Below are 26,068 nucleotides of genomic sequence, written 5' to 3' on the forward strand. Positions count from 1 at the left end.
GACGGCCTGACCTGGTAGCTCCTGCGAGCACCTGAAGGGGCCCGTACGACTTCGGTCGTACGGGCCCTTTCGCATGCCCGGGCGGCTTCCGGCACGGTGACGCCGGCGGGCCCGGGTGCCCCCCACGGCGCACCCGGGCCCGCCCGCCCCCTGGCGGTCAGTGACGTCTGTCGCGGGTCACACCCGCTCCCACAGCGCCGGTACGTTCGGCGGCTCCCAGCCCGGCTGCGCCTGGTGGCCCTGGAGGCAGCGGTACGTGGCGCCGCCGTAGGTCACCGTGGCACCGGCCTGGTAGACGGTGCCGGCCGCCCAGGTGCCGCTGGGGTCACCGGGGTCGCCCGGGTCGCCGGGGCCACTGGTCGTCGTCTTCAGGGTGAGTCCGTAGGCGCTCAGGATCGGGTTGACGGGCTGGAAGTACGTCGTCCCGCCGCTGGAGCAGTTGCCCGAGCCGCCGGAGGTGACCCCCTGCGCCTGGCTGCCGGAGATGAAGGAGCCGCCCGAGTCACCGGGCTCCGCGCACACCGAGGTGCGGGTGACTCCCGAGACGGTGCCCTCCTGGTAGGTCACGCTGGTGTTCAGCTGCTGCACGGTGCCGCAGTGCCAGCCGGTCGTCGAACCGGAGCGGCACACCGACGAGCCGACCGGTGCCACCGTGGACCCGGTCACCTGGACGTTCTGCCCGTTCTGGTTGACGTAAGGGGTGGCGGTCCAGCTGGAGTTGACGGCCACCCAGGCCATGTCGTTGCCGGGGAAGACCGACGCCTGGAAGGTGCCCTGCGAGACCTGGTTGGAGCCGGTGGTGGTGTAGCCGGCCCGGCCGCAGTGCCCGGCCGTGGCGAAGCCCTGCTGGGTGCCCCGGGTGATGGGGAAACCGATCGAGCAACGGGTGTTTCCGTTGATGTAGTACGCCTCGCCGCCCCGCAGGTCGTACAGCGGGCGGGGCCGCTCGGTGGTGTCCTTCACCCGCACGAGGCCGCTGTCCACCCCGGCGGCCTTCATCAGTGCCCGGGCCGCGGCCGGCCGTATGGCCTCGACGACGACACGGTTGGTGCGCACGTCGACGTACCAGGCCGGGGTGTCGGCGGTCGGTGTGTGCCGGGCCGCCCGGTCCAGGCGGGCCTTGGCGGCGTCCAGTGAGGCGAGGGAGTGCCGTACGACCGCGGGCTCGGCGCCGCGCGCCCTGATCGCCGACGCGTCGGCGGCGTCGGTGGTCGCCACGGTCAGCGTGCCCGACTCGGCGCCGCTGACCCAGGCGCCCGCGAAGTCGGCGCCCAGCGCTCCGCGCAGCCGGCCGGCCGTGGCGCCCGCCTCGGCCTCGTTCGCCAGCCGCTGTTCGGCCTGCTGCCGGTCGATGCCCAGGTCGCGCTGCATGGCGTGCAGCACGGCGGCCGGGGTGTCGGCGGTGCGCATGGTCCGCGCGGCCGACTGCGCCGCCGGACCCGCCTGCGCGCCCGGAGCGCCCGTCCCGGCGTTCGCCGTACCGCTCAGACCGGTCAGGACCAGGGCGCCCGTGGCCACCACGGCGGCGCACGCGGCTCTGGTGTGTCGCTGGAGCATGGGGGATCTCCTCGGTCTCGGTGGGGAGGTGCCGAAACCGTAGGAAGGCGCAACTGCACGACGTAAGACACCGGTTGACCCCCTGGCCCGGTGTTATGGAAGAGCCTCGGCCGGGTTCTCGCTCCGGGCGAGCCAGTCGGCGTAGCTGTCGCTGCGGGCCGCCGCGTCCGCGTGGGCGGTGCGGGCCTGGGCCAGGACGGTGGCCGCGGTGTCCGCGCGCTGGGTGGCCGGATGCCAGCCGAGCAGGTGGCGCCAGAGCAGCGGGGTGCCGGCCAGCGGCCTGGTGGTGATGCCGGGCGTGGTCGGGAAGGTGGCCCGGCACAGCCCCACCGCCCGGCCCACCTGGACCAGGTGCACACAGGAGGCGACGTCCGTCTCGTACATCCGCCGGGGAGCGAAACCGGCGCGGGCGCAGGCCGCGGTGAAGCAGTCGCCGAAACAGCCGTCGCCGGGCACGCAGGACCACTCCTCGTCCGCGAGTTTGGCCAGTTCCACCTCGGGCGCGTGGGCCAGCGGGTGCGTGTCGGGGAGCATGACGAAGACCGGGTCGACGGCGAACTCCTGCCACACCAGGTGTTCGGTGTCCGGCGGTGCGGCGGTGCCGCAGGTGCCGGTGACGGCGAAGTCCAGGCGGCCCTCGGCGAGCAGGGCGGCCAGCTCCCGCTCGGACCAGGAGGCGTGGGTCGTCACCCGGGTGTCGGGTCCCGAAGCCGCCATGAGGTCCACCAGCGCGCCCAGCAGCGGCCCGTGCGTGCCGCCCAGCCGCAGCAGCCGCTCCGTCCCGCAGCCCGCCCGGGTCCGTGCGAACCGGACCGCCTCCTGCTGGAGTTCGGTCACCGCGGGCAGCACGATCCGGGTGCGCTCCAGCACCAGCTCGCCCAGCGCGGTGGGCCGTACGCCGTGCCGTCCGCGCTCGAACAGCTCACCTCCCAGCGCCCGTTCGATCCGTCTCAGCTGAGCGCTCAGCGCGGGCTGCGCGAGCCCTAGAACCGTCGCCGCCCGGGTGAGGCTGCCGGCCTCGGCGATCGCCCGGAGGGTCCTGAGATGCCGCAACTCCAGCTCCATGGGGGGAGCTTGCTGCGCGGGCGGCGCACGGGCAAGGGGTTGGTCCGGACCACTGGAGGCGCGGCGGGCGCGTCCACGCCAGGGGTTATTCGAAACTATTCGGCGCGCCTGACCCCTGTTCCCCAGGAGCCACTCGCCCCACTATTTGTCATGCCGCTAACCAAATTCGAGTGGGAGGGGTGTGGCAGCATGTCTGCGCACGTCAGCCGCAGAGCCGTACTCGGGGCCGGTCTGGCCGCGGTGCCGGTGGTGTCGTCGTCGGGAGCCGCCTGGGCGGCGGGAGACGCGGGGAACAAGGACGCGGAGGCGGCCGGCGGCGCGAGCGGCGGGCTGCGCCGGACGGACCCGGGCGAGTACGTCTCCTTCTCGCCCACGCCCCCGGCGCCCGGAGCCTTCTCCCTGATCGGCGCCCCCGTCCTGGTCAGCGACGACGACCACCCGGGCGTCGTACGGGCCGCGGCGGACCTGCGCGGCGACATCGAGAGGGTCACGGGCGTACGCCCCGGCAGCACCATCGCCCGCTACGCCGTGCTCGTCGGGACCATCGGCCGCAGCCCGCTGATCGACGGCCTGGTGAAGTCCGGCAAACTGGACGTCACCGGCGTCCGGGACCGCTGGGAGACCTCCCTCCAGACCGTGGTGGACCACCCGATGCCGGGGGTCGAGCGCGCGTTCGTCATCGCGGGCAGCGACCCGCGCGGCACCATCTTCGGCGCCTACGACGTCTCGTACGGCATCGGAGTCTCCCCCTGGTACTGGTGGGACGACGTGCCGCCGGTGCGCAGGAACCGCGTGTGGATCCTGCCGGGCCGGTTCACGCAGGGCACGCCGACGGTGAAGTACCGGGGCGTGTTCATCAACGACGAGAACCCGGCGCTCGGCACCTGGGCCCCGGAGTACTTCGGACCGGGCAAGGCGGAGGGCTACCCCGGCGGCTTCAACGCCGACTTCTACGCGAAGGTCTTCGAACTGCTGCTCCGCCTGAAGGGCAACTACCTCTGGCCGGCGGTGTGGGGCCGCGCCTTCGCCGAGGACGACCCGGACAACCACCGGCGGGCCGCCGAGTACGGCATCGTCATGGGCACCTCCCACGAGGCCCCCATGATGCGCGGCATCGAGGAGTGGAACCGCCACGCCACCGCCGCCGTGCGGGACTCCTCCGGCGCGATCGTCACCCCGGGCCACGACCCCTACGGCGGCACGGGCGAGTGGTCGTACGTGCGCAACGCGGACGCACTCAAGAAGTACTGGCGGGCCGGCATCCAGCGCATGGTCGACCAGGGCTTCGAGGGCGTGGTCACCCTCGGGATGCGCGGCAACGGCGACACCAGCCTGCCCGACGGCGACGGCATCGAGCTGATGCGGGAGATCATCGCGGCGCAGCGCCAGATCCTGGAGGAGGTCACCGGCGAGCCGGCCGCGAAGACCCCGCAGGTCTGGACGCTGTACAAGGAGGTGCAGCGCTACTGGGACCGCGGCCTGCGGGCGCCCGACGACGTGACGGTGGTCCTCACGGACGACAACTGGGGCAACATCCGCAAGCACCCGGACCCGGCCGAGCCCGCGCGCGACGGCGGCTACGGCCTGTACTACCACTTCGACTACGTGGGCGCGGGCCGCAACTACAAGTGGGTCGACACGGCCAACATCCGCAATACCTGGGACCAGCTCCACCAGGCCCACGCCTACGGCAACCACGGCCTGTGGGTGGCGAACGTGGGCGACCTGAAGGGCAACGAACTCCCCACGGAGTTCTTCCTGAACTACGCCTGGAACCCGGAGGCCTGGCCGCAGGAGCGGCTGGGGGAGTGGGAGCGGCGCTACGCCCGCCAGAACTTCGGCGAGGCGCACTCCGCCGCCGTCGCGGACGTACTGGCGGCCTACGGCCGGCTCCAGGCCCGCCGCAAGCCGGAACTGCTCAACCGCCGTATCACGGTGCAGGACGGCAAGCCGGTGAACGACGACCAGCAGAGCCCGTACTACTTCGCCCACCGCGAGCTGGAGCGGGTCACCGGGGAATGGCAGACCCTGGCGAAGAAGGCCGACAGGATCGCCCGCGCACTGCCCACCGGCACCCGGGACGCGTGGTTCGAGCTGGTGGGCTACGAGGTGGAGGCCACGGCGAACCTGTACGAGCTGCGCCAGGCGGAGTTCACGAACCTTCTGTACGCCAGGCAGGGCCGGGCCGCGGCGAACGCCCGCGCGGCGCAGGCGGAAGCAGGTCTCGCCAAGGACCTGTCCCTGGCCGACCGCTTCAACGCGCAGGTGGCGAACGGCAAGTGGAAGGGCTTCCAGACCCAGCCGCACATCGACTACGGAGACGTGGACCGCTACGGCCCGAACGCCCCCTGGCAGCAGCCGGAGAAGGACAACGTGGCGCTCCCCGACGTGCTGTTCCCGGCGGTGAAGCGGATCGACGTGCCGGAGGCGGCCGAACTGGGCGTGTCGGTGGACGGCGCCGAGGACGCGGGCACGTGGTGGCCGGGCGGCGCGGGCACCGAGGAGGCGAAGCTCCCCGAGTTCAGCCCGTACCAGACCCGCCCGCAGCAGTACGTGGAGATCTTCAACCGGGGCCGTACACCCTTCGACTACCGCGTCGAGACCTCCGCCCCGTGGCTGAAGGTCGACCGCACCAAGGGCCGGGTCGACCAGCAGGTACGCCTGGAGGTGCGGGCGGACTGGTCCAGGGTCCCGGCCGACGGGGCGTCCGGCACACTGACGATCACGGGCGCGGGCAGCACGGTGACCGTCTCCTGCACGGCGAGCAAGCCGTCCACGCGGCTGGCGCGCGGCCTGCGCGGCTTCGTGGAGGCCGGCGGCTACGTCGCCATCGACGCCGAGCACTACGACCGTGCGGTGGGCGAGTGGCGCCGCCTGGACGACATCGGCCGTACGACGTCGGGCATGACCCCGTGGCCGGTGACCGCCCCCCGCCACACGCCCGGCGGCTCCTCCCCCCGCCTGGAGTACGAGGTGACCCTGCTGACCCCGACCCCCGGCGAGGTGACGGTCTGGGCCGAACTCTCGCCGCGCAACCCCGCCCTCGCGGGCGGCCAGGGCGGCCTTCGCTACGCCGTCTCCTTCGACGACCAGACCCCGCAGACGGTCGACATCATCGCGGCCACCGGCTCGGACGACGGCACCATGAACAACCAGTGGGCCAGGAACACCTCGGACAACATCAACCGCACGGCCACCCGTCACACCCTCCCGAGCGCGGGCGTCCACCGCCTGAAGTTCTGGATGGTCGACCCGACGGTGGTGGTGCAGCGCCTGCTGATCGACGTGGGCGGGCTGCCGGAGACGTATCTGGGGCCGGCGGAGAGCAGGAAGGTGTGACGTGGAGGGCGTGATCCTCCGGGTGTGACCCCTCTTGAGAGGAGCCTGTGGCGCGTGGCGGCACAGGCTCCTTTCGCTTGGGGCGCACAGCCCGACTCGGGACTGTCACTGGATGTAGCTAGAGTTGTCCCCGAGGCTTCCGCTTGCGAACTCACGGGGGAGGACGTTGTGTTGCCGAGCGATGCTGGTTCAGGGTCGGGCGATGAGCCGTCGCCGCTGCTGTCGGGTATGGCGGGGATGTTCGCGGCGACCGGTGCCGCCGCCGTAGGGGCCACGGCGGCTCTGGCGGCGGAGTACTCGTCGTTCACGGAGTTCAAGAAGAGAGTGGACGCCCTGATCCACGACCTGAAGGGCTCCGAGGCCGGCCCGGGCAAGGTCGGCAAGGGCCGGCTCGCCCGCCACGAGTTCGGTGGCGGAGGAGGGTCGTGGACGGAGGCGGCCGGCCTCTACACGGCGTACGAGACGGTCGTCAGCGAACTCGAGACGCTGTCCAAGCTGCTGTCCGACTCCATGGAGGGCATGGGCATCGCGGTCGTGGCCTCGCACAAGGGCTACCAGAACATCGACGTCGACGTCCGCAGGCGCATGGCGGCGATCAGCGCGGAGACGACCGAGCACTACGGCGGGACCTACGACCCCTCCCTGCCCAGGAAGACCCACGGTCAGGGCCACGGTCAGGGCGACGCAGGGGCGAATCCGGACCGCCAGTCGGGGCAGCCGCCGACGGGCGACTCGGGCGGCACGATCTGATGACGGCGGTTGTCTCGCGTACGGCGACGACGGGGGAGGCCTGATGGCAGGCGCGGGAAAGGGAAACGGCGGCGGTACGTCCTTCGAGAGCATGAGCCACGAGCAGATGCTCGCGTGGCTGGACCAGGCGAACGCCGGAGAGGTGCAGGCCGCCGCCGACCGTCTGACCGCGGCGGCCAAGGAGATCCGCAAGATCGCGGACGAGCTGAAGGTCCGTCCGCAGTGGGTGGCGTGGAAGGGCGACGGCGCGGAGGCGTTCCGCACCTGGGCCGACGACCTGGCCAACTCCACCCACCGGCTCGGCGACTTCAGCGAGGGCGCCGGGAAGTGGCTGAGCCACGCCTCGGGCGCGATCGCCACGGCCCAGGCGTCGACGCCCCGCGACACCAAGAGCGCCCAGGCCAACCTCGACGCGGCGAACGCCGCCCACAACGACCCGGACGCCGCCGTCGTCCGCACCAAGTCCGCCGGCGAACTCGCCGCCCTCCAGGCCGACCGCGAGAAGGTCCGCCTGGAGGCGGCGGCCCAGATGAGCAAGCTGGGCCAGTCCTACGATCAGTCCGCGACGCAGATGAACACACTGGAGCGGCCCAAGTTCCCGCCGCCGCCGAAGGCATTGGGCTTTTACGCCCCCGACGAGAGCACCGACCTGGCCCGGCCGCAGGGATCGACTTCCGGCGGAGCGAGCGGAAGCGTGCGTGGCGGTAGCAGCCCCAGCGCTGTCGGAGCCGAGGGCGCGACGCACGACCGCCTGCTGAGGCCTGCGGACCGTGCCGAAACCCTGTCACCCGCCGGCACGGCCTCCGCCACACACCACGTATCGCCCGGCGATCCGCGTCCGACCGCAACCGAGCCCGCGAAGGCGCATGTCTCCATTGACTCCGTGAACGCGCCGACCGAGGTTCATCAGCACCCCACGGGCCCGTCCGGCGTACCTCCTACGACTGCACGCCCGGACGTGCAAGGGCTGCCGCCGACGAGCGGCCCGGTGGCGCCGATGCCAGGCGGGCCCGTACGCATGCCGACGGCACGCGGCGAAGCCGAGAAGACGATCAGCGAGGGGCGCCTGCCCACCCGGCCCGGGCAAGGCTCCGTCGGACCCGGTTCCGGCCGTGGAGTGACCGGTACCAGCCCCTTGCCGAGTCGAAAGCTGCCTGCTTCCGGTGGAGGTCCAGTCGGCCGCAGCCTCCCAGGCGGTCCAGGCCCGACTCCCGGCCGGGGCTCATCGTCCGGCTCTGGAATCTCCGGCGGGCGCCCGACGAGCCCCACCGCAAGTGGCAGGCCGATGGGACGAGTGCCTGGTGGGGTGTTCGGCGGTGAGCATGCGGGAACTGGAGGCGCGAGCCGCCGTGTGCCGGCCACAGGACCACGAGAGCAGTCGGCTGCCCAGATAACTGGTCCGACCGCTGGGCGCCCCGGGTCATCCGGGCGCGACGGCATTGTCGGAGGAACGCCACAGCGGGTAGGCCGTGTGCCTGCGCGCCCTGGTTCTCCGGTGCCGTCCGCGCCGTCGCGGGGCGGCATCTCCGGTGGCGTCCCCAGCGAGGCCGGTCCCCGGGGCGTGCGGGATGCTTCCCGAGGCTCGGCTGCTGGTGCTCGGCAACGACGGGAGAAGCAGCGCAACGACCGTCGCGACGAACCCCCGACAGCCGACTGAGGACCGGAGGACACGAAAGCATGCACATGGCCATCGGCAGAACACGGCGCGGGGTACTCCGAACGGCTGCCTCGGCGGCCGTAGCCCTCTTGCTGGTGGGAGGGACGGCCATGCAAGCTCACGCTGACTCCACCCGTTCCAAGCAGTGGTTTCTGGACGCCATGCACGCCGAGGAGATGTGGCGGACGAGTACGGGGGCGGGCATCACCGTCGCCGTGATCGACACCGGGGTCGATCCGACGAACCCCGATCTGAAGGGCCGGGTCCTGGACGGCAAGGACCTCGCTCCGACAAGCCGTGCCGGTGACGAGCACACGGACTACGAGGGGCACGGCACGGGGATGGCCGGGCTCATCGCCGGTACAGGTGCCTACGGGGGCGGGAACGGAGCGTTCGGCCTTGCCCCCGGAGTGAAGATCCTCCCGATACGCATGCCTGGTTCCAACGACGTCAACCCGTTCGCCATCTCGGCATCCTTCGGAAAGGCAATCCGTTACGCAGCCGATTCCGGCGCGAAGGTCATCAACATCTCCATGGGTGGCGCGTCCAACACCACAGACCTGACCGAGGCGGTCAAATACGCCCTGCGCAAGGGTTCTTTGGTTTTCGGGGCCGTAGGAAACAAGGGCGACAAGGGGAATCCTGTCGAGTACCCGGGAGCCACGCCCGGGGTGGTCGGTGTGGCAGCGGTCGGCAAGGACCTCAAACGAGCTGCCTTTTCCGAGTACGGGCCCCAAGTGGACATCTCGGCCCCTGGCACAGACATGGTGCATGCGTGCGGCGGCAAGACGGGCCTGTGCAAGACCGGCGGCACCAGCGACGCCACCGCCCTCGCCTCCGCCAGCGCCGCGCTGATCTGGTCCAAGCACCCGACCTGGACCAACAACCAGGTCCTCCGCGTCATGCTCAACACCATCGGCGCCCCCACGAACGGCGCGAAGCGCAACGACTCCATCGGATACGGGATCGTGCGCCCGCGTATCGCGCTGCAGAACCCGGGTGACCCCGGACCGGCGGACGTCTATCCGCTGCCGGACCTGGCGGCCGCGGAGACGACGGCGCCGGCCAAGCCCTCGTCCTCGCCGCCGCCGTCGGGCAAGGACTCCGGCACCGCACAGAACCAGGGTGTCGCCGCGGGCGCGTCCTCCGAGGACGACGGTGGCAACGGCATGCTGTGGATCGGGCTGGGCGCCGGCGCGGTCGTGGTCGTGGGCGGAGCCGTGGCGGCCGCCATCGTCGGCAGGCGCCGGCGTTCCGGCCGGAAGATCAGCAGGGCGGACGCGGTCGCCGCGGCCTCCCGTTATCTGAACACCACCGCGTACCCGGAGAAGGCCGGCTCGGTGATCGTCTTCCCGGACTCGGGAATCGACTTCGCCTACGGCTGGACCTTCCGCTTCGACTTCAGAGAGCACATGGAGACGGGCGACCCGACGAAGGCCCCGTTCAGCGCCGCCATCGTCGTCCCGCACTCCGGAGCGAGCCCTCACCTCCCCCCGACCCACCTTCCCGTGCCCCAGTACATGGAGATGTGTGCGTCCGGTACCTGGCCTCCGGTCCAGACCCGCTGAAGGTGGGAGCGGTTCCCCCATCGCTCAGCGCGACAAGTCGCTCGCCGCTGTTCCGGCAGCGGGCGGACCGGCTGGAACGGCTTCGTGTCTCAGATCGTGAGAGGTCGGCGCGGCCCTGCTGGCCTCGGTGTTTACACAGGGGTAACACTGGAACGTCCCGCGCGCGGCAACAGCGCCGAGCGTTCATCAGCCCATCACCGGTCTCGCGCCGGTGACAGCCGTCCCAGAAGGGGACCCCGTGACGATCACCCGTCCCGACGCCCAGAGCCGGCTCGACGTGCTCCGTACGGAGATCGAGCGTCGCAACCCCGCCCAGCCCGAGTTCCACCAGGCCGTCCACGAGGTGCTGGACACGCTCGCGCCCGTGCTCACGGCGCGGCCGGAGTACGCGGAGCCGGGGCTCGTCGAGCGGCTGTGCGAGCCGGAGCGGCAGATCATCTTCCGGGTGCCCTGGCAGGACGACCAGGGAAGGGTGCACGTCAACCGGGGGCTCCGGGTGGAGTTCAACAGTGCGCTGGGCCCGTACAAGGGCGGCCTGCGCTTCCACCCGTCCGTGAACCTCGGGATCATCAAGTTCCTCGGCTTCGAGCAGACCTTCAAGAACGCTCTGACCGGGCTCGGCATCGGCGGCGGCAAGGGCGGGAGCGACTTCGACCCGCACGGGCGCAGCGATGCCGAGGTCATGCGGTTCTGCCAGTCGTTCATGACGGAGTTGCAGCGGCACATCGGCGAGCACACCGACGTCCCGGCCGGGGACATCGGGGTCGGGGGCCGCGAGATCGGCTACCTGTTCGGGCAGTACCGGCGGATCACCAATCGGTGGGAGGCCGGCGTGCTCACCGGCAAGGGGCTCGGATGGGGCGGGTCGGCGATCCGGCCGGAGGCCACGGGGTACGGGAACGTGCTGTTCGCGGAGGCGATGCTGCGCGAGCGCGGTGAGGACCTGGAGGGGCAGACGGTCGTCGTCTCCGGGTCGGGGAATGTCGCCGTCCACACGATCGAGAAGCTCCTCACCCTCGGCGCCAACCCGCTGACCTGCTCGGATTCCGGCGGGTACGTGGTGGACGACAAGGGCATCGACCTGGAGCTGCTGAAGCAGGTCAAGGAGGTCGAGCGGGGGCGGGTCAGCACGTACGCCGAGCGCCGGGGCGCCTCCGCGCGGTTCGTGCCCGGCGGCCGGGTCTGGGAGGTGCCGGCCGATGTCGCGCTGCCGTCGGCCACGCAGAACGAACTCGACGAGCGGGACGCGGCCGCCCTCGTCCGCAACGGGGTGAAGGCGGTGTCCGAGGGCGCCAACATGCCGACGACACCGGAGGCCGTGCATCTGTTCCAGCGCGCCGGCGTCGCCTTCGGGCCGGGCAAGGCGGCGAACGCGGGCGGTGTCGCCGTCAGTGCGCTCGAGATGGCGCAGAACGCCGCCCGTACGGCGTGGTCGGCCGCCCGGGTGGAGGAGGAACTGGCGCGCATCATGAGCGAGATCCACAGCACCTGCCACGAGACCGCCGAGCGCTACGGCGCCCCTGGCGACTACGTGACCGGCGCGAACATCGCTGGTTTCGAGCGGGTCGCCGACGCGATGCTGGCCCAGGGTGTCATCTGATCCGGGGCAGTACGCGAGGGCCGTAGCGGCAGAATGGGGCCGGTGGGATTCTTTGACAGGCTGACCGGCACGAAGTACCCCGACAGCGGTGTCCCCCCGCTTGCCTCCCCGGAGGTCCGTGCCGCGCTGCTCGCGCTCAACGGTGCGGGGAATCCGTACCTCGTGCGCAACGCGCGGCCCGCGGAGAAGGCGGATCTGGTGGTGGACTGGCGGATGCCGGAGCCTGGTGCGGGCTCGTCCTACTCCACCAGACGGAGGGAACAGAGCATCAAGACTCGTATACGCCTGGACGCGTCCAGGCGTGAGGCGCGGGCTGTCGACGAGTGGCGGAAGGTCGTGCGGGTCGGGAATCCGCCCGGACTGACCGTGGGACGCGAGCACGGCCGTGGGCCGGTGAACATGGTGTACCGGGAATGGACGTACGAGCGGGGCCCCGACGGCCGTCGGCGCAGGGTCGAGGCGTTCCGCTTCGACTCGCGTGAGGTGAAGGTTCCTCTCCAGGAAGCGGTTCTCGGCGCGGGGTGGACCTGGCGCGGAGTGGTGTTCGGCAGGTTGTGATGGGGCCGCAGGGGGAGGGGAGACAGGGGCAGGGCAGTGCTGACCCGTACCGGTCGGTGCGGAACGAACCCGAGTGGCCGGGTGCCGGTCAGCCGGGAGCCGGAGCGCCGTCGGCCGGGTCGGGGGAGCGGAGCAGGCGGAGGAACGCCTTCACGCCCGCGATGATCTCCTGGTCGTCCGTGAGGCGGTGCACCGTGGACTCGAACTCCCTGCCCAGGGCGGCGACCTTGCGGTCCGTGTTCTCCGTCCGCTCGTACGTGCTCATGGCCAGCGCGTCCACGGTGCGGCGCAGTTCGGCCAGGGCCCGGTACTGTTCCTCCGCCTTCTCCTCCAGGATCCGCGTCCCGGCCTCGGCACGCTTCAGCCGGGCCTGCAACTCGACGACGTCGTCCCGCGGATACGTGACGTCCTTGAGGAGGGTGCCCAGCCGCCGCCGGAGCTGGGCGAAGTAGGCGCCGGCCGGGCGGAAGAAGGTGCTCAGCAGGAAGAACGCGGCGAACCAGTAGCCCGTGAACTCGCCGGTCGCCCAGGTGACCGCGAAGACGACCGCCGCCGTCAGGACGTGTCCCGCGACTGCCGTCCGCAGCATCGCGCGGGCGATGCGTGCGGCCTCGGCGTCCCGCGCCGGGGACACTTCCAGGCCCTTCTCACGGCTCACCGCGATCTCGGCGAGCACCGCATGCGCGCGGAAGTACAGGTTCCAGGGCAGGGTCAGCAGGAGCAACAGCCACAGCAGGCTCAACACGCCCGCCCCGACGGCGAACACCACCGCGGGCGATGCGCCCGCCACGTACGCGAGTACCAGTGCCGCGGCCGCCGCCCCGCCGGCCACCACCGCACCCAGCAGTCTCCCCATGCCGCGCCTCCCGGGTCCCCGTGCCGTCGTCCGTACGCCGGCACTGCCCATCGTCCTCAAGCCGGTGCGGGCCGGCATGAGTAGGCGTACTCAACTGCCGCCCGTCCGTGCGTGACTACGACACGGGCCCCTTGACGCGGTACCCACGGATGCCATGCACAAGGGCCGGAGGCCCGGGATGCCCCGGACCTCCGGCCCTTGTGCGACGGCGGGCCCGTGAACCTGTTCACGCCGCCGCTGGTGGGGCCGGTCCAGCGGGTCCGGCCCCCGGTGCTGTCAGGCACCGCCGTTGTACGGGCTCTCGACGAAGCAGAAGTCGACGTGGCTGATGGTGGGGAGCTGGCCGCCATTGTTGAGCGGGGAGATGAGTCCCGAGTCCATCGCGAGGCCGTTGGGGAAGCCCGTCTGGGCGTTGTAGAAGTAGCGGTTGGCGTTGTCCCCGCCCTTGACGGTGACCTGGCTGACCGCGACGCCACCGGAGGTCGTGAAGGCGACCTGGGTGTTGGGGTCTGCACCCATGACCTGGCTGAACGTGACGGTGATTGAGCCGTTTCCGTCGTTGGGGATGGGAACGAGGAATTGCTGCGGGTTGGTGGCGCTGGGGAACACCCTGAGCGCGACCGGGTTGATCGCGGTGTCGGGGCACTCCTGGGGCGGGTTCTGGTTCGGCAGAAGAACCGGGGTCACCGCCGCGGCCAGCGCCGGGCTGGCGGCGACGCCGACCGCCATGGCCGCGGCCACGCCGGCCCCGGCGAGCCGGGCCCCCCACGCCTTCAGTCGCGACTGGGTCTTCTCTCGGGTAGCTACTCGCATAACGAGCAGTCCTCCTTGTTTCTTGGGTACCAGACCTCGGGTACCGGATCTCACCCTCGCGGACACTCGCGCCCTTTCCATCAGGCGTTCGAGCTGGGAACACCCACCCGCCGTCGGGCGTGAAGACATTTGCATGACTGGCCCGCAATCGCGTTTTACGACTCCTTTTCCTACGCCATTCGGGCTTCAAATGAGGCCGGGAAGGTGAAGGGCGCCGTTCTGACGCCGCCTTTCCCTGGTCAGGGATTGCCTGCCGGAACTGTCTGATGGAGCGTCATATGCCAGCTCACATCGGCGGTTTGCAGGGCTTCGCCACACCAGGACCCGGCGCCCGAGTGGTGCCTCCGCCCGCGCGGCGGCATCGCCCACTCGCCCCGTCACTCCTTCGTCCGTGCCCGGCGGCTTTACGTGGTGGTAAATCCCGAAAGTAGGACATAGCTGTGTAATGGTTGATATCACCATCGCATGAGGCGCGTGCGCCGGCTTCTCATCGGCGCCATTGCGGGCGCGCCCTGCGTTTCGTACGGGGTCTCAGGGGAGAACATGCGGGAGTCCACCAGTGCGGCGTCATGGCAGGCGGCATCTCTCACGGCGCACCGGGCGTCCTCGCGCACAGGCCGGAGATTCAGGCGCCATACGGCGGTCGCGGTCTGTGCGGACGCCGCCGGCGCGATGCTGCCGGCGGCGGTGACGTTCTCGGTGATCGGAGAGCCCCACCCCGTGCGCCAGGCGGTGGTGATCAGCACCGTCTGGCTGCTCATGGGCTTCGCCGGCGGGCGGTACGCCCCGTGGGGGTGGGACGAGGCCGCACCGGTCGGACCGCTCGTACGTGACTGGTCGGTGCTGCTCGGCTCGCTGGCCGTGCTGCGCACCGTGTCCGGCCTCGGTGGCGCACCCGCCGTCCCGCTCGCCGCGCTGTGCCCGTCGCTGATCGCCACTCTGGCCGGCCGCAAGGCGGTGCACCGCAGTGTGCTGGCCGCGCGCCGCGACGCGCGGGCGCTTCGGCGCGTCTTCGTCATCGGTGAGGCCGGGGCGGTGGACGCCGTGGTCGGACAGCTCGCCGAGCGGACCGACCACGGCTATGTGGTCGTCGGAGCGTGTGTGGTGGGCGACGGCGACGTGCTGTCCGGCGTACGGGTGTGCGGCCGCCTGCGCGCCGACGAGCCGGCCGGACTCGAGGAGGACGCCTCGGCGGTGCGCGAGGCCGCCGGGGCGCTCGGTGTCGACCTGTTCTTCGTGGCGACCGGCAGGCACATGTCCGGGAGCCGGCTTCGGCGTCTGTCGTGGACCCTGCACGACCGGGGCTGTCCGCTGATGGTCCTGCCGGGCGTCATCGAGGTGGCCCGGCGCAGGATCCGGCTCACCTCGGCGGCCGGCCTCACCCTGCTGCACATCGCACCGCCGGTGCGACGCGGGCTGCCGACGTTTCTGAAGGACGCCATGGACCGGCTCGGCGCGCTGGTCCTTCTCGTCGTGCTGGCGCCGCTGTTCGCACTGCTGGCGATCGCGGTGCGCATGGGCTCGCCGGGGCCGGTCATCTACCGCCAGACGCGCATCGGCCGGCACAACAGGCCCTTTCCGCTGTGGAAGTTCCGGACCATGGTGGTGGACGCGGACCGGATGAAGAGCGACCTGGCGGCGGCGAACGAGAACGACGGCCACATGTTCAAGCTGCGCCGGGATCCACGGGTCACCGCGGTCGGCCGTTTCCTCCGGCGTTACTCGCTGGACGAACTTCCCCAACTGGTCAATGTCCTGCTCGGCCACATGTCTCTTGTGGGCCCCCGTCCGCCGCTGCCCGAAGAGGTCGCCCGTTACGACCAGGTGGAGATGCGCCGGCTGAGCGTCAAACCGGGTCTCACGGGGCTCTGGCAGGTGAGCGGACGGTCCGATCTGACCTGGCACGAGACCGTCTCCCTCGACCTGCGGTACGTGGACAACTGGTCCTGGACCCTGGACATGACGGTCATGGCCCGCACCCTCCGCGCCGTCCTGGACGGACGTGGCGCCTACTGAGGCCGCCGCCGACGGCCGAACGGGAGCCCGCGCGCCGTGCCGGCGCGGCTGTGCCGATCGCTCACGAAATCTGCTGGTCAGCCGTGGATTTCGTGGCCGATCGGGTGGAATTCACGACAAGCCTGCCTGTCGAATTCGGTGGGGCAGGACAAGGTGCTTACTTTCGCCCAATGACCTCCACCATGGCGAATTGCCTTCGCCTGTCGAATTTCGGAGTCCTCGCGCATGGACGTCACTGAGAACCCCGGCCGGGGGCAATCATTCCGCCCGTTCATGGACGAGGTTCGGACAGTGGACTTCTCCACTGTCGTGAGGCAGCTGGCGAAGGTGCAGAAGCCCGCCTCGGGCGTTCCCGCCTACACACGGTTCGTCAATCGGCCGGCCGGCAGACTGCTCGCGGCGACGGCACACCGTATGGGGCTCTCACCCAACCACGTGACCGCCGCCAGCGGAGTGGTCACCCTGGCGGCCGTCGCCGCCGTGGCGCTTCACCGTCCGACGCCCGCGCTCGGGTGCTGGGTCGCCGTCGCGCTGCTCGCCGGATTCGCGCTCGACTCCGCGGACGGCCAACTGGCACGGCTGAAACGGTCGGCCAGCCGGTCCGGGGAGTGGATGGACCACGTGGTGGACTGCGCGAAGCTGCTGGGCATCCACGCCGCGGTGCTGGTCTCGCTCTACCGGTTCTCCGACCGGCCGCGGCCGGCCCTGCTGCTGGCCCCGATCGCCTTCCAGTCCGCCGCGGTCCTGCTGTTCTTCGGCGGAATGCTGACGCAACAGCTCAGAGCCCGAGGGGCAGGTGAGCACGCCCGTCCGACGCGGCCGGCCTCCGCCGTACGCGGCATGGCGCTGCTGCCCGTGGACTACGGCCTGCTCTGCCTGATCTTCCTGTTCCTGGGAGACCGGAGGCTGTTCCTCGCGCTCTACCTTTCGCTGCTCGCGGCTCACGTGGTCCTCGTACCCGCCTTTCTCGTCAAATGGTTCCGGGAGCTGTCCTGATGGCGGTCATGGAGCGTTCCCTGAGGGGATTCACCGGAGCGGGTTACGACAAGGGCCGCCCATTGCTCGTCCAGGCCGTATGGTTCGCCGTTCTCCATCTCGCCTTCGTCAAATGGTGGTTCCCGGCCAGATGGCGGCCGGCTCTGCTGCGGGCCTTCGGAGCCCGGGTCGGACAGCGGGTGCTGATCCGTCACGGGGTGCGGGTGCACTGGCCCTGGCGGCTGGCGGTCGGCGACGACGTGTGGATCGGCGAGGGTGCCTGGCTGCTGAACCTCGAGCCCATCACGATCGGCAGCGATGTCTGCGTCTCCCAGGGCGCGTTGTTGTGCACCGGGAGCCACCAACGTCGCAGCAGGACATTCGAGTTCGACAACGCGCCCATTCGCCTGGAGCCCGGTGCCTGGATCGCCGCGCGGGCCGTGGTGCTGAGGGGCGTCACCGTGGGCCGGGGCGCGGTGGTGGGTGCCGCGTCGGTCGCCCACCACGACGTCGCCCCCGGCGCGGTCGTCACGACCGGAGGCGCGGCGTGAGGATCGTCCATGTGGTGACGCTCGTCAGCGACGACGGAGCGTACGGCGGGCCGACGAGCGTGGCGACAGGGCAACTGGAGGAGTGCGCCGCGCGCGGCCACGAGGTCACTTTGGTGTCCCTGTGGCGCGGCAGGTCCCGGGCGCCGGAACGCGTCGGCTCGGTACCGCTGCGGACGCGCCCGGCGCGCGCGCTGCTCCCGGGGGGTGTCACCGGACTCATGCACCCGCTCCTGGTCAGGGACCTGTGGCGCTGCATGGGCGGAGCCGATGTGGTGCACATCCACGCGGGACGCGACCTGGTGTCCCTGACGGCGCTCGCCGTGGCCGTGCTGCGCCGCAAGAGGTTCTTCGCGCAGACGCACGGCATGGTCGAGTCCCGCCGCGGGGCCGTCGCCCGGCTCTTCGACCGCCTCTACGTCCCCCTGTTGCGGCGGGCACGGGGCTGCCTGGTCCTCACCGAACGGGAGCACCGGGCCGTGGCCGAGGTCATCGGCCCCGCGGGGCCGCCGCTGCTCAGGCTGCCCAACGGGGTACGGCCGGACCGCGGCGGGACGGTGCCACGGCACCGGCGGCACGGCCGTCAGGTGCTCTTCCTCGCCCGGCTGCACCCGCACAAGCGCCCGGAGGCGTTCGTCCGGATGGCCGAACTGGTGCACCACAAGGTGCCGGACGCGCGGTTCACCCTGTTCGGAGCGGACGGGGGATCGCTGAGGTCGGTGCTCCGGCTCATCGCCGGCGGGCGCCTGGGGGAGTTCGTACGCTACGGCGGGGCGCTGACGCACGCCGAAGCACTACGCGTCCAGGCGCGGGCGGCCGTCTACGTACTGCCGAGTGTGAGCGAGGCGTTCCCCATGGCCTTGCTCGAGGCGCTGTCGGCAGGCACCCCGGTGGTGTGCACCGACGGTTGCAGGATCGCCGACGAGCTGGCACGCCGGGGCGCGGCGATCGTCACCGACGGCAGTCCGCGTGCCCTGGCCGACGCGGTGTGCGAGGTGCTGACCGACGAGGGGCGGCGCGCCGCCCTGGTGGAGGCGGGCCACCGTGCCGTCGCAGAGGTCTTCTCCATTCATACGGTGGCCGCCCGGCTCGAAGAGATCTATCGCGATCCTGAATACTCGTGAACCACCCGGCCGGGCTCCGGTGTGTCCGAACTGGTCGATCGCCGCCTCGGGATAATTTGACCGGCATGAGAAACAGCCGGAAGGCATTGCATGTTCGGCGGCGGGTGAAGCGGCTGCTCAAGCGGTAATTGTGGCGCGCCTCTTCCCGTCTCCCGGTGTGCACGCCTTTTGTCGACGAATACCGAGGAAATGCGGTCTTCGAGGAGTCGGGACGGCTCGGCCCCGGATGCGGCTACATCGAGGCGCAGGCCCTGCATGGCACTCGAGGTCTTCCCGCGTCTCGCACCGGGTGTCGTCTTCCCCTCGTCGCTGTGGTTCGAGGTGTGCTGATGCCCGGAGCCCGTTGACGGCGGGACTCCGGTCGACGGCAGGACTCCAGACGGATGCATCAGCTGGCTTGAGGCAGGACAGGGCGCGGCGTATCGCGCGAATGCGGACAAACAGTGCGTAACTTACCGGGCGGGTCCCTGTGACCGCCGAGGCCGGGCCGCCGCCTTGAGCAGTCGAAGAGCGGCTCGGTGCACATCAGATCCCAGGTGTCTGGAGGAGCAGCCATGAGCAGGTGCGTGGACGTAGTCGTCGCCGGAGGCGGGGGATTCATCGGAGGGCACCTCGTCGCCGGCCTTCTGGCCGAGGGGCGGACGGTCCGCTGTGTCGACATCAAGCCGCGGCACGAATGGCACCAGGTGCACCCCGCCGCCGAGAACGTCGTGGCCGATCTGTCGCTCCTCGACCACGCCCGCGCGGCCGTCCGGGACGCCGGGCAGGTCTACATGCTGGCCGCCGACATGGGCGGCATGGGCTTCATCGAGAACAACAGGGCCGCCTGCATGCTGTCGGTGCTGACCAGCACCCACATGCTCAAGGCCGCGCACGAGGCCGGCGTGGAGCGCTACTTCTACTCCTCCTCCGCGTGTGTGTACGCCGCCGCCAAGCAGAGCGCCACGAACGTCACCCCGCTGAAGGAGGCGGACGCGTATCCGGCCCAGCCCGAGGACGGCTACGGCTGGGAGAAGCTGTTCTCCGAGCGCATGTGCCGCCACTTCGAGGAGGACTACGGATTCGCCTGCCGCGTCGCGCGCTATCACAACGTGTACGGCCCTCAGGGCACTTGGAGCGGAGGCCGCGAGAAGGCCCCGGCGGCCGTGTGCCGCAAGATCGCCGAGGCCGCCCTCTCCGGTGACCACCGGATCGACATCTGGGGCGACGGGCAGCAGACCCGTTCCTTCATGTACATCGACGACTGCCTGCACGGCACCCGGATGATCATGAACGGTGACAGCAGCGCCCCCGTGAACCTCGGTTCCTCCGAGCTGGTCACGATCAACCAGTTGGTCGGCCTCGTCGAGGACATCGCGGGCATCCGCTGCGAGCGCAAGTACCAGACGGACGCGCCGCAGGGCGTGCGCGGCCGCAACTCCGACAACGGTCTGATCCAGGAGCTCTACGGCTGGGAGCCGTCGATCGCGCTCGCCGACGGCCTGGAGAAGACCTACGCCTGGGTCTACGACCAGGTCAAGCGCGCCCGTGGCTGACCGGGGCCGGCCGGAGACCGTCCGATGAGGATCTTCGTCCACGACTACAGCGGCCACCCGTTCCAGGCCCAGCTCAGCCGCGAGCTGGCGCGCCGCGGTCACGAGGTCGTGCACTCCACCTGCGCGGCGTACGTCTCCGGGAAGGGCGACCTCGCGCACGGCGCGGCCCGCGGTCTCCGCTTCGTCACGATCGGCGAGGGCCGCGCGCTGAAGAAGGACGCCTATGTCCGCCGCCTCTTCCAGGAGGCGCGGCTGGGACGCGAGTTGGCCCGTCAGGTCCGGCGCGAGAGACCGGACGTGGCCTTGCTCGGGAACCTGCCGGTCCCGATGCTCGTCATGGCCGCGGTGGTTCTCGGAGCGTCGGGCGTCCCGTGGGTGCTGTGGCACCAGGACGTCACCGCCATCGCCCTCAAGCGCTTCGCCGCGGCCGGGATCTCCAGGCTGATGGGCGTCGCCGCCCGGATCTTCGAGCAGGGCGAGAAGTGGGCGGCACGACGCGCGGCGGCGATCGTGGTGATCGCCGACTCCTTCGTGCGGGTCCATCAGGAGTGGGGCACCGCCGGCAAGGTCACCGTCATTCCCAACTGGGCGCCGCTGGACGAGATCGTCCCCGCCGCCCGTCGCAACGCGTGGGCGGCGGAACACGGCCTTGCCGAAGTCAGGACCCTGCTGTACTCGGGCACCCTCGGCCTCAAGCACAACCCCGTCCTGCTTGTGCGGCTGGCCGAGCGGCTGCGCGAGCTGGGTGAACAGGTTCGTCTCGTCGTCATCAACGAAGGTCCCGCCGTCCCGGTCGTCCAGAAGGCCGCCGCCGCGCGGAACGTCGCTCTCACCCTGCTGCCCTTCCAGCCCTACGAGCGGCTGCCCGAGGTGCTGGGTACGGGCGATGTGCTGGTCGTGCTGCTGGCGGACGACGCCGGAGAGTTCTCGGTGCCGTCGAAGACGCTGTCCTATCTGTGCGCGGGACGGCCGGTGCTGGGTCTGATGCCGGCGGACAATCCGGCGGCCGAACTGATCCGCCAGGCCGGCTCGGTGGTCCTCCCCCCGCGGGAGTCCTCACTGGACGACGCGGCCAGGTGGGTCCGCGAGATCCTGGACGACGCCGAGCGCGCGGAGTCGCTGGGCAAGGAGAGCCGGGCGCTGGCCGAACGGGAGTTCGCCCTGGAGGGGTGCGCCTCGCGGTTCGAGGAGATTCTGGCGGGCGCCGTGCGTCGCGGCCGTTTTGGAGCCTGACCGGCCCGTGCGCGCGGGCCGCCCCGACGGCTGACCGGCCGTAGGGCCGGCCCGCTCCGGAGACAAAGCCCGCGCCATCTTTCGGCGAAACGCCCCATGACGGCGCCTGGAAATCTGATATGTGAGCTATAACTCATTAGCGATTATTTGTCACTATTTGCTCGACCCAATGAGGGGTGCCGGTGCGGAGCGGTCAAGAACGGCGCGTGGCTGCCGCCTGCGGCTACGCCGTCGTACTCATCGGTCTGCTGCCCGGCCTCGTTCTACTGAGCCCGGGCGTCCGTTTCGGCGCGGCACTCGCCCTGCAATGTGTCGTCGTGGCACACACCGGCGGGGCGCTCACCCGGGTGCTCACCAGCGCCTCGGTGCGGCTCGTCGCCCTCGGCTTCTGGCTGTTCGCCTATGTGTGGCTGGGACTGGCGCCACTGGCCATGCTGGCCACCGACACCTACCCGCTCGGCTACCGCACCGGGCAGGCCACCGCCTTCGCCACGGTCGCCCTGACCGAACTGGGTCTGCTCGCCTACAGCGCGGGGGCCGCACTCGCGGCGAACCGCGTCCGTCGCCGGTCGGTACTGCTCGAACCGCTGCTGTCCCGCTCACTGGTCCCCGTACCCGTGCTGCTCCTCAGCGGCCTGGCGGTCGTCCTCGCGGTCCTGCTGATCCCCCGGCAGGGAGGCTGGGACGCCTTCTTCACCAGCAGGCAGGCGGTGCGGGAGAGCGGCGCCGCGATCGACCCCGAAACGGGCTCGGCCACGGGCACCGGGCGGACGCTGCTCATCTGGGCCGTGGCCGTCGCCGCCTTCTGGGCCATGGTGGCCCTGGTGCACCTGCCCCGCCGGCCGGCCCGCGATCAGGTGCTGCGCCGCTTTCGCTGGATCCTGCTCCCGCTCGTCGTCGCGATCAACCTGGTCGTCAACAACCCGATCAGCAAGCCGCGTTTCTGGTCCGGAACCGTGCTGCTGACGCTGCTCTTCGCGTCGAGTCGGTTCAGCCGCCCGCAGGCCTGCCGTCTCGCCGCAGCGGCGGTCACGGCCGTCGTGCTGCTCGTCTTCCCGTACGGCAACTACTTCCGTTACGACCAACGTGAACCCGTCCATGTGGTCGCCCTGGCGGAACAGTTCACCGGCGGCATGGACTACGACGCCTTTCAGCAGATGCAGACCGGCATCGACTACGCACGGGACACCGGCTTCTCCCCCTCGTCCGCGCTCGGCCCCGTTCTGTTCATGGTCCCGCGCACCATGTGGCCCGACAAACCGGTGGACACCGGCGCCCGGCTCGCCGAGTACGCGGGCTACGACTTCAAGAACCTTTCGGCGCCGCTGTGGATCGAGGCATACCTGTGGGCGGGGATTCCCTCCGTGATCGCCGTCTTCTGCCTGCTGGGTGCGGTCGGCGCCCGTATGGACCACATCCGGGAAAGGCTGGCCGGAAAGCGGGCCACGCTGGCGGCACTTCTGGTCCCGGGGTTCGCCTTCTACCAGATCGTCGTCCTGCGCGGTGGCCTGATGGCCGTCGCGGGACCGCTCCTGCTCCTGCTGACCATTCCACTCCTCATCACCGGCCGCGCCGCCCGGTCGGCCCGGTCCCTCTCGCCGGCACCGCCGTACGAGACCGCGGGCCACGTACCAATCCCCGGAACAGGAGGCAATCGTGACCAGCCCCACCAGCTTCGATGACCGGTACGGCGAACCGGACGGGCTCCGCGACCAACTGCGCCAGCTGCTGAGGTACCGCACGACCATCGCGGCGGGCATCGTGCTGGGGCTGCTGGGCGGACTGCTGCTGACGGTGATGCGTGCGGGCACGTACACCTCCACCAGCGAGGTACTCGTCCGCTCGACGACCGACCCGTTCAGCACGTTCGGCGTGTCCGTCGACAGCCAGGTGAGCATGGGCACGGAGCGGCAGATCGCCGCCAGCGCCACCGTCGCTGCCCGTGCGGCGACGACGCTGGGCGAACCCTCCCGTGCCGCGACGCTGCTGAAGGACCTGCGCGTCACGAACCCGCCGCGCACCCAGGTCCTCAGGTTCGAGTACACGGGGGGCATCCCGCAGCAGGTGGCCCAGGTGACCAACGCGTTCGCCGAGGCGTATCTCGCCGATCGCAAGGCCAGGACCGAGGCCGCCGCGCAGCGGATGACGAGCGGGCTGCAGCAGCAGATCACCGAGCTCAGGAAGCAGAGCACCGCGAAGGACGACACCGCCGCGGCGGCGAGCCGGCGCGACCAGTTGAACGCACTGCAGAAGCGGTACTCGGACATCAGGTCCTACGACACCAGCGCGGGCGAGATCGTGCGCAGGGCCGAGCCGCCGAAGCGGCCCTCGGGACCCGGCCCCGCCTGGCTCATCGGCCTCGGCCTGCTGAGCGGTCTGCTCGCGGGCATCGTGCTCGCCTGGCTGCGGTCCGCCCTCGAACCGCGGGTGCGCTCGGTCGGCGAGGTCCAAGCCGCGCTGGGCGCCCCGGTGCTGGGCATCCTCCCCGGCCCCGGCACACCGGACGAGCCGCTGCACGTCGGCCGGGCCGACGGCAGCCGTGCGGAGGCCTACCGGACACTGGCCTTCCGCCTCAGGCACGGCGAGGGCCACCCGGCGGGCACCACCCTCCTCGTCGTGGCGCCGAAGCAGGACCCGAACGCCGAGGCCGCCGCGGTCAATCTCGCCGCCGCCTTCGCCGAGTTCGGTGACGACGTGGTCCTGGTCGACGCGACCGCGGGGACACCCGGCGTCTCGGCACGGCTGCCGCTGGTGACGGACGCCGCCGACGCTTCCGGCGACCGGGTCGTCGTCGACGCGGGCGCCGCCGGGCGGTTCACGGTCCGCCCCGACAGGCGCGGTACCGCGCCCGGCGACGGCCAGGAGCCCGCCACGGCGGCCCGCGCGCTGACGTGCGTGGACGCCGGACTGTCGGCGCTCGTGGTCACCCGCCCGCTGCTGGAGCACACCGACGGTCTCGCGGTCGCCCAGCGCGTGGACGGCGTTCTCGTGATCGGCGGAGACCACACCAGGCGCGACGACCTCCGGCGGGTTCGCGAGCTCATCGACTGCTCCGGCGGGCGCATCGTCGGCGCGGTGCTCGACACCGGTACGGAGCGCGGCGACCGGTTCCGCCTGCTGCACGAGCTGGCCCCGGCCAAGAGGCCGGCCGTGCCCGCCCCGGGCACCGAAGTGCCCGCCCCCGCCCAGCACGCCGACGGAGCGACACAGGACGAGAAGCCGTCCCAGCCGCAGCACGGCTCCCCCGCCCAGGACGACACACTCACCACGTCCCGATGAGCGCCTCCGGAACGGCCCTGCCCCTCACGGGCGGGCACGCGGCGCGCGGCGACGTCACGGCGGACGTCGCGGCAACCGCGCGAGGCGGGTGGTGGGGCTTCCTGGGCGCGCTGGCCGGCGCCGTCTTCGCGTACGCCTTCGTCGCCCTGGTCACCCGCGCCCTGGGAGCGCACGGGGCGGGAGCGGTGTTCACCGGGGTCGCCGTCTTCACCATCCTCAGCAACGTCTGCAAGCTCGGCGCCGACACAGGGCTGGTCCGCTTCGTCTCCCGCGACGTGGCCACCGGTGGCGGCCGGCAGGCGAGAGGGCTCCTGCGCACCGCCCTGGTCCCGGGTGCCGTGACGAGCACAGCGGCCGCCGCGCTGCTGTTGCTGTCCCCTTCGGTGGACACCTCACTGCTGCCGAGCCTGGCACCGCACGACGCGGTCACCCTGGTCCGGCTGTACGCGGTGTTCCTCCCCGTGGCGACCATCAGCTTCATCCTGCTCGCCGCGAGCCAGGGCTACGGCACCGTGCGCCCGTTCATCGAGGTCGAGCAGATCGGCAAGCCGGTACTGCGCGTGCTGCTGGCGGTCACGGTCCTGTTCGCCACGCCGAGCGTGCTGAGCCTGGCCGCGGCCTGGCTGCTCCCCTCGCTGGCCGGTCTCTTCGCCGCCTGGCGCGCGCTGCGCCGGTGCCGCGCGCGCCACAGATGCCCGCCGGAGGACGAGGTAGCCGTCGTCGCCCGGCACTTCTGGGCGTTCGCCGCGCCGCGCGCCGTCTCCTCCGTCTTCGACATCAGCGCGGTCTGGGTGGGCGTCATCCTGCTGTCGGCGCTGGCCACGACCGAGGAAGCGGGCATCTACGCGGCCATCACCCGTGTCATCGTCGCGGGCCTGCTGCTCCAGCTCGCCATCCGCAGGGCCGTGTCACCCCGGATCAGCCGCCTGCTCGCCCTGGGCGAGGTCCGGCAGGCGCGCGATCTGCACCGCATCTCGACCCGGTGGATCGCGCTGTTCTCCTGGCCGATGTACGTGGTGCTCGCGAGCTTCCCCGGCACGGTCCTCTCCCTCTTCGGACCGGACTTCGTCAGAGGGGCGGGAGCCCTGGTCGTGCTCTGCGTCGCATCGGCGATCAACATCGGCGTCGGCAACGCGCAGACGGTGCTGCTCATGGCCGGCAAGAGCTCATGGCATCTCGCGGTGACGGGCGCCGCGTTCGCGGTGCAGGTGATCGTCGGCGTCCTCGCCGTGCCCCCGCTGGGCGTCCTGGGAGCCGCCCTGTCCTGGGGCGCGGCCATCGTCGTGGAGAACCTCGTGGCAGCCGCCCTGGTGCGGCGCAATCCGGGGTTCACGACCATCGACCGCGGATACCTCGCCGCGACCGGCGCCGGTCTGTGTCTCACGGCCTCTCTGGCCCTTCCCGCCAGGCTGCTGGCCGGCGACACCCCGCTGGGGCTCACCGTCGGGATCGTCCTGGCGGCGTGCCTCCTCGGAGCAAGCGTGTGGCGTTTTCGCGCGCCGCTGGGAGTCCTCGAACTCGTCGGCGTGCTGCGCAGACGTGCCCCATGAGGCGGTCCCGGAACCAGGACCGCTCCACCTCTTCCCGCTCTTCTT

Annotated in this window: 19 protein-coding genes; 15 read left to right on the plus strand and 4 right to left on the minus strand. The window is 71.2% G+C overall.

Annotated features, from left to right (window positions below; translation table 11 throughout):
• Positions 1–177: 177 nt before the first annotated feature.
• Both ABZ484_RS05485 and ABZ484_RS05490 read right to left on the minus strand, forming a co-directional pair.
• On the minus strand, positions 178–1,557 hold the full coding sequence (locus ABZ484_RS05485; RefSeq protein ID WP_358864576.1) for an alpha-lytic protease prodomain-containing protein: 1,380 nt from the start codon (positions 1,555–1,557) through the stop codon (positions 178–180).
• A gap of 93 nt (positions 1,558–1,650) precedes the next feature.
• Positions 1,651–2,622 carry a LysR family transcriptional regulator gene (locus ABZ484_RS05490; protein WP_358864577.1) on the minus strand — a complete coding sequence of 324 codons (972 nt, stop codon included), beginning with the start codon at positions 2,620–2,622 and terminating at the stop codon, positions 1,651–1,653.
• Positions 2,623–2,811: 189 nt separating this feature from the next.
• Between ABZ484_RS05490 and ABZ484_RS05495 the strand changes: the two genes are divergently transcribed.
• The 6 genes from ABZ484_RS05495 (at position 2,812) to ABZ484_RS05520 (ending at position 12,094) form a co-directional block, all read left to right on the plus strand.
• Positions 2,812–5,961, plus strand: a complete 3,150-nt coding sequence (locus tag ABZ484_RS05495) for a glycosyl hydrolase 115 family protein (protein ID WP_358864578.1) — start codon at positions 2,812–2,814, stop codon at positions 5,959–5,961.
• 228 nt (positions 5,962–6,189) lie between these two features.
• On the plus strand, positions 6,190–6,711 hold the full coding sequence (locus ABZ484_RS05500) for a hypothetical protein (protein ID WP_358864579.1): 522 nt from the start codon (positions 6,190–6,192) through the stop codon (positions 6,709–6,711).
• 43 nt (positions 6,712–6,754) lie between these two features.
• The gene (locus tag ABZ484_RS05505; RefSeq protein ID WP_358864580.1) at positions 6,755–8,368 is read left to right on the plus strand and encodes a translation initiation factor IF-2; all 1,614 of its coding nucleotides are present in this window, start codon (positions 6,755–6,757) and stop codon (positions 8,366–8,368) included.
• A gap of 110 nt (positions 8,369–8,478) precedes the next feature.
• A complete protein-coding gene (gene mycP, locus ABZ484_RS05510) occupies positions 8,479–9,936 on the plus strand; it encodes a type VII secretion-associated serine protease mycosin (protein WP_358864581.1) in 1,458 nt (485 codons plus the stop codon).
• Between the two features lie 244 nt (positions 9,937–10,180).
• Positions 10,181–11,536 carry an NADP-specific glutamate dehydrogenase gene (gene gdhA / locus ABZ484_RS05515; protein ID WP_358864633.1) on the plus strand — a complete coding sequence of 452 codons (1,356 nt, stop codon included), beginning with the start codon at positions 10,181–10,183 and terminating at the stop codon, positions 11,534–11,536.
• A gap of 33 nt (positions 11,537–11,569) precedes the next feature.
• The gene (locus tag ABZ484_RS05520) at positions 11,570–12,094 is read left to right on the plus strand and encodes a hypothetical protein (RefSeq protein WP_358864582.1); all 525 of its coding nucleotides are present in this window, start codon (positions 11,570–11,572) and stop codon (positions 12,092–12,094) included.
• An 88-nt stretch (positions 12,095–12,182) separates the two neighbouring features.
• Here ABZ484_RS05520 and ABZ484_RS05525 read toward each other — a convergent pair whose 3' ends face one another.
• Both ABZ484_RS05525 and ABZ484_RS05530 read right to left on the minus strand, forming a co-directional pair.
• A complete protein-coding gene (locus ABZ484_RS05525; protein ID WP_358864583.1) occupies positions 12,183–12,950 on the minus strand; it encodes a hypothetical protein in 768 nt (255 codons plus the stop codon).
• 276 nt (positions 12,951–13,226) lie between these two features.
• Entirely contained in the window at positions 13,227–13,763 is a 537-nt protein-coding gene (locus ABZ484_RS05530) for a hypothetical protein (RefSeq protein ID WP_358864584.1), read from the minus strand.
• Positions 13,764–14,450: 687 nt separating this feature from the next.
• Between ABZ484_RS05530 and ABZ484_RS05535 the strand changes: the two genes are divergently transcribed.
• From ABZ484_RS05535 to ABZ484_RS05575, 9 genes are all read left to right on the plus strand, one after another.
• On the plus strand, positions 14,451–15,779 hold the full coding sequence (locus ABZ484_RS05535) for a sugar transferase (RefSeq protein WP_358864585.1): 1,329 nt from the start codon (positions 14,451–14,453) through the stop codon (positions 15,777–15,779).
• A 291-nt stretch (positions 15,780–16,070) separates the two neighbouring features.
• Positions 16,071–16,775, plus strand: coding sequence for a CDP-alcohol phosphatidyltransferase family protein (locus tag ABZ484_RS05540; RefSeq protein WP_358864586.1), 705 nt, complete (start codon positions 16,071–16,073; stop codon positions 16,773–16,775).
• Between the two features lie 8 nt (positions 16,776–16,783).
• The gene (locus ABZ484_RS05545) at positions 16,784–17,305 is read left to right on the plus strand and encodes a putative colanic acid biosynthesis acetyltransferase (protein WP_358864587.1); all 522 of its coding nucleotides are present in this window, start codon (positions 16,784–16,786) and stop codon (positions 17,303–17,305) included.
• Complete coding sequence (locus ABZ484_RS05550; protein WP_358864588.1) at positions 17,302–18,426, plus strand: glycosyltransferase; 1,125 nt, start codon at positions 17,302–17,304, stop codon at positions 18,424–18,426. The genes ABZ484_RS05545 and ABZ484_RS05550 overlap by 4 nt, the downstream gene beginning before the upstream one ends.
• A gap of 554 nt (positions 18,427–18,980) precedes the next feature.
• Complete coding sequence (locus tag ABZ484_RS05555; RefSeq protein WP_358864589.1) at positions 18,981–19,961, plus strand: NAD-dependent epimerase/dehydratase family protein; 981 nt, start codon at positions 18,981–18,983, stop codon at positions 19,959–19,961.
• 24 nt (positions 19,962–19,985) lie between these two features.
• Entirely contained in the window at positions 19,986–21,194 is a 1,209-nt protein-coding gene (locus ABZ484_RS05560) for a glycosyltransferase family 4 protein (RefSeq protein WP_358864590.1), read from the plus strand.
• A 206-nt stretch (positions 21,195–21,400) separates the two neighbouring features.
• The gene (locus ABZ484_RS05565; RefSeq protein ID WP_358864591.1) at positions 21,401–22,876 is read left to right on the plus strand and encodes a hypothetical protein; all 1,476 of its coding nucleotides are present in this window, start codon (positions 21,401–21,403) and stop codon (positions 22,874–22,876) included.
• Positions 22,851–24,473 carry a hypothetical protein gene (locus ABZ484_RS05570; protein ID WP_358864592.1) on the plus strand — a complete coding sequence of 541 codons (1,623 nt, stop codon included), beginning with the start codon at positions 22,851–22,853 and terminating at the stop codon, positions 24,471–24,473. Before ABZ484_RS05565 ends, ABZ484_RS05570 begins: the two co-directional genes overlap by 26 nt.
• Positions 24,470–26,023: an oligosaccharide flippase family protein gene (locus ABZ484_RS05575; protein ID WP_358864593.1), complete on the plus strand. Its 1,554-nt coding sequence runs from the start codon at positions 24,470–24,472 to the stop codon at positions 26,021–26,023. The genes ABZ484_RS05570 and ABZ484_RS05575 overlap by 4 nt, the downstream gene beginning before the upstream one ends.
• Positions 26,024–26,068: the final 45 nt, after the last annotated feature.

It is taken from the genome of Streptomyces sp. NPDC006393, from assembly GCF_040628575.1.
Classification (GTDB): Bacteria; Actinomycetota; Actinomycetes; order Streptomycetales; family Streptomycetaceae; genus Streptomyces.

What these genes read in the sequence shown, in the direction of transcription:
- ABZ484_RS05520 (WP_358864582.1), top strand. Translation starts at nt 11,570, where the DNA reads ATGGGGCCGGTGGGATTCTTTGACAGGCTGACCGGCACGAAGTACCCC.
- ABZ484_RS05530 (WP_358864584.1), bottom strand. Translation starts at nt 13,763, where the DNA reads ATGCGAGTAGCTACCCGAGAGAAGACCCAGTCGCGACTGAAGGCGTGG.
- ABZ484_RS05525 (WP_358864583.1), bottom strand. Translation starts at nt 12,950, where the DNA reads ATGGGGAGACTGCTGGGTGCGGTGGTGGCCGGCGGGGCGGCGGCCGCG.
- mycP (WP_358864581.1), top strand. Translation starts at nt 8,479, where the DNA reads ATGCAAGCTCACGCTGACTCCACCCGTTCCAAGCAGTGGTTTCTGGAC.
- ABZ484_RS05500 (WP_358864579.1), top strand. Translation starts at nt 6,190, where the DNA reads ATGGCGGGGATGTTCGCGGCGACCGGTGCCGCCGCCGTAGGGGCCACG.
- ABZ484_RS05560 (WP_358864590.1), top strand. Translation starts at nt 19,986, where the DNA reads ATGAGGATCTTCGTCCACGACTACAGCGGCCACCCGTTCCAGGCCCAG.
- ABZ484_RS05495 (WP_358864578.1), top strand. Translation starts at nt 2,812, where the DNA reads ATGTCTGCGCACGTCAGCCGCAGAGCCGTACTCGGGGCCGGTCTGGCC.
- ABZ484_RS05505 (WP_358864580.1), top strand. Translation starts at nt 6,755, where the DNA reads ATGGCAGGCGCGGGAAAGGGAAACGGCGGCGGTACGTCCTTCGAGAGC.
- ABZ484_RS05490 (WP_358864577.1), bottom strand. Translation starts at nt 2,622, where the DNA reads ATGGAGCTGGAGTTGCGGCATCTCAGGACCCTCCGGGCGATCGCCGAG.
- ABZ484_RS05545 (WP_358864587.1), top strand. Translation starts at nt 16,784, where the DNA reads ATGGAGCGTTCCCTGAGGGGATTCACCGGAGCGGGTTACGACAAGGGC.
- ABZ484_RS05555 (WP_358864589.1), top strand. Translation starts at nt 18,981, where the DNA reads ATGAGCAGGTGCGTGGACGTAGTCGTCGCCGGAGGCGGGGGATTCATC.
- ABZ484_RS05575 (WP_358864593.1), top strand. Translation starts at nt 24,470, where the DNA reads ATGAGCGCCTCCGGAACGGCCCTGCCCCTCACGGGCGGGCACGCGGCG.
- ABZ484_RS05485 (WP_358864576.1), bottom strand. Translation starts at nt 1,557, where the DNA reads ATGCTCCAGCGACACACCAGAGCCGCGTGCGCCGCCGTGGTGGCCACG.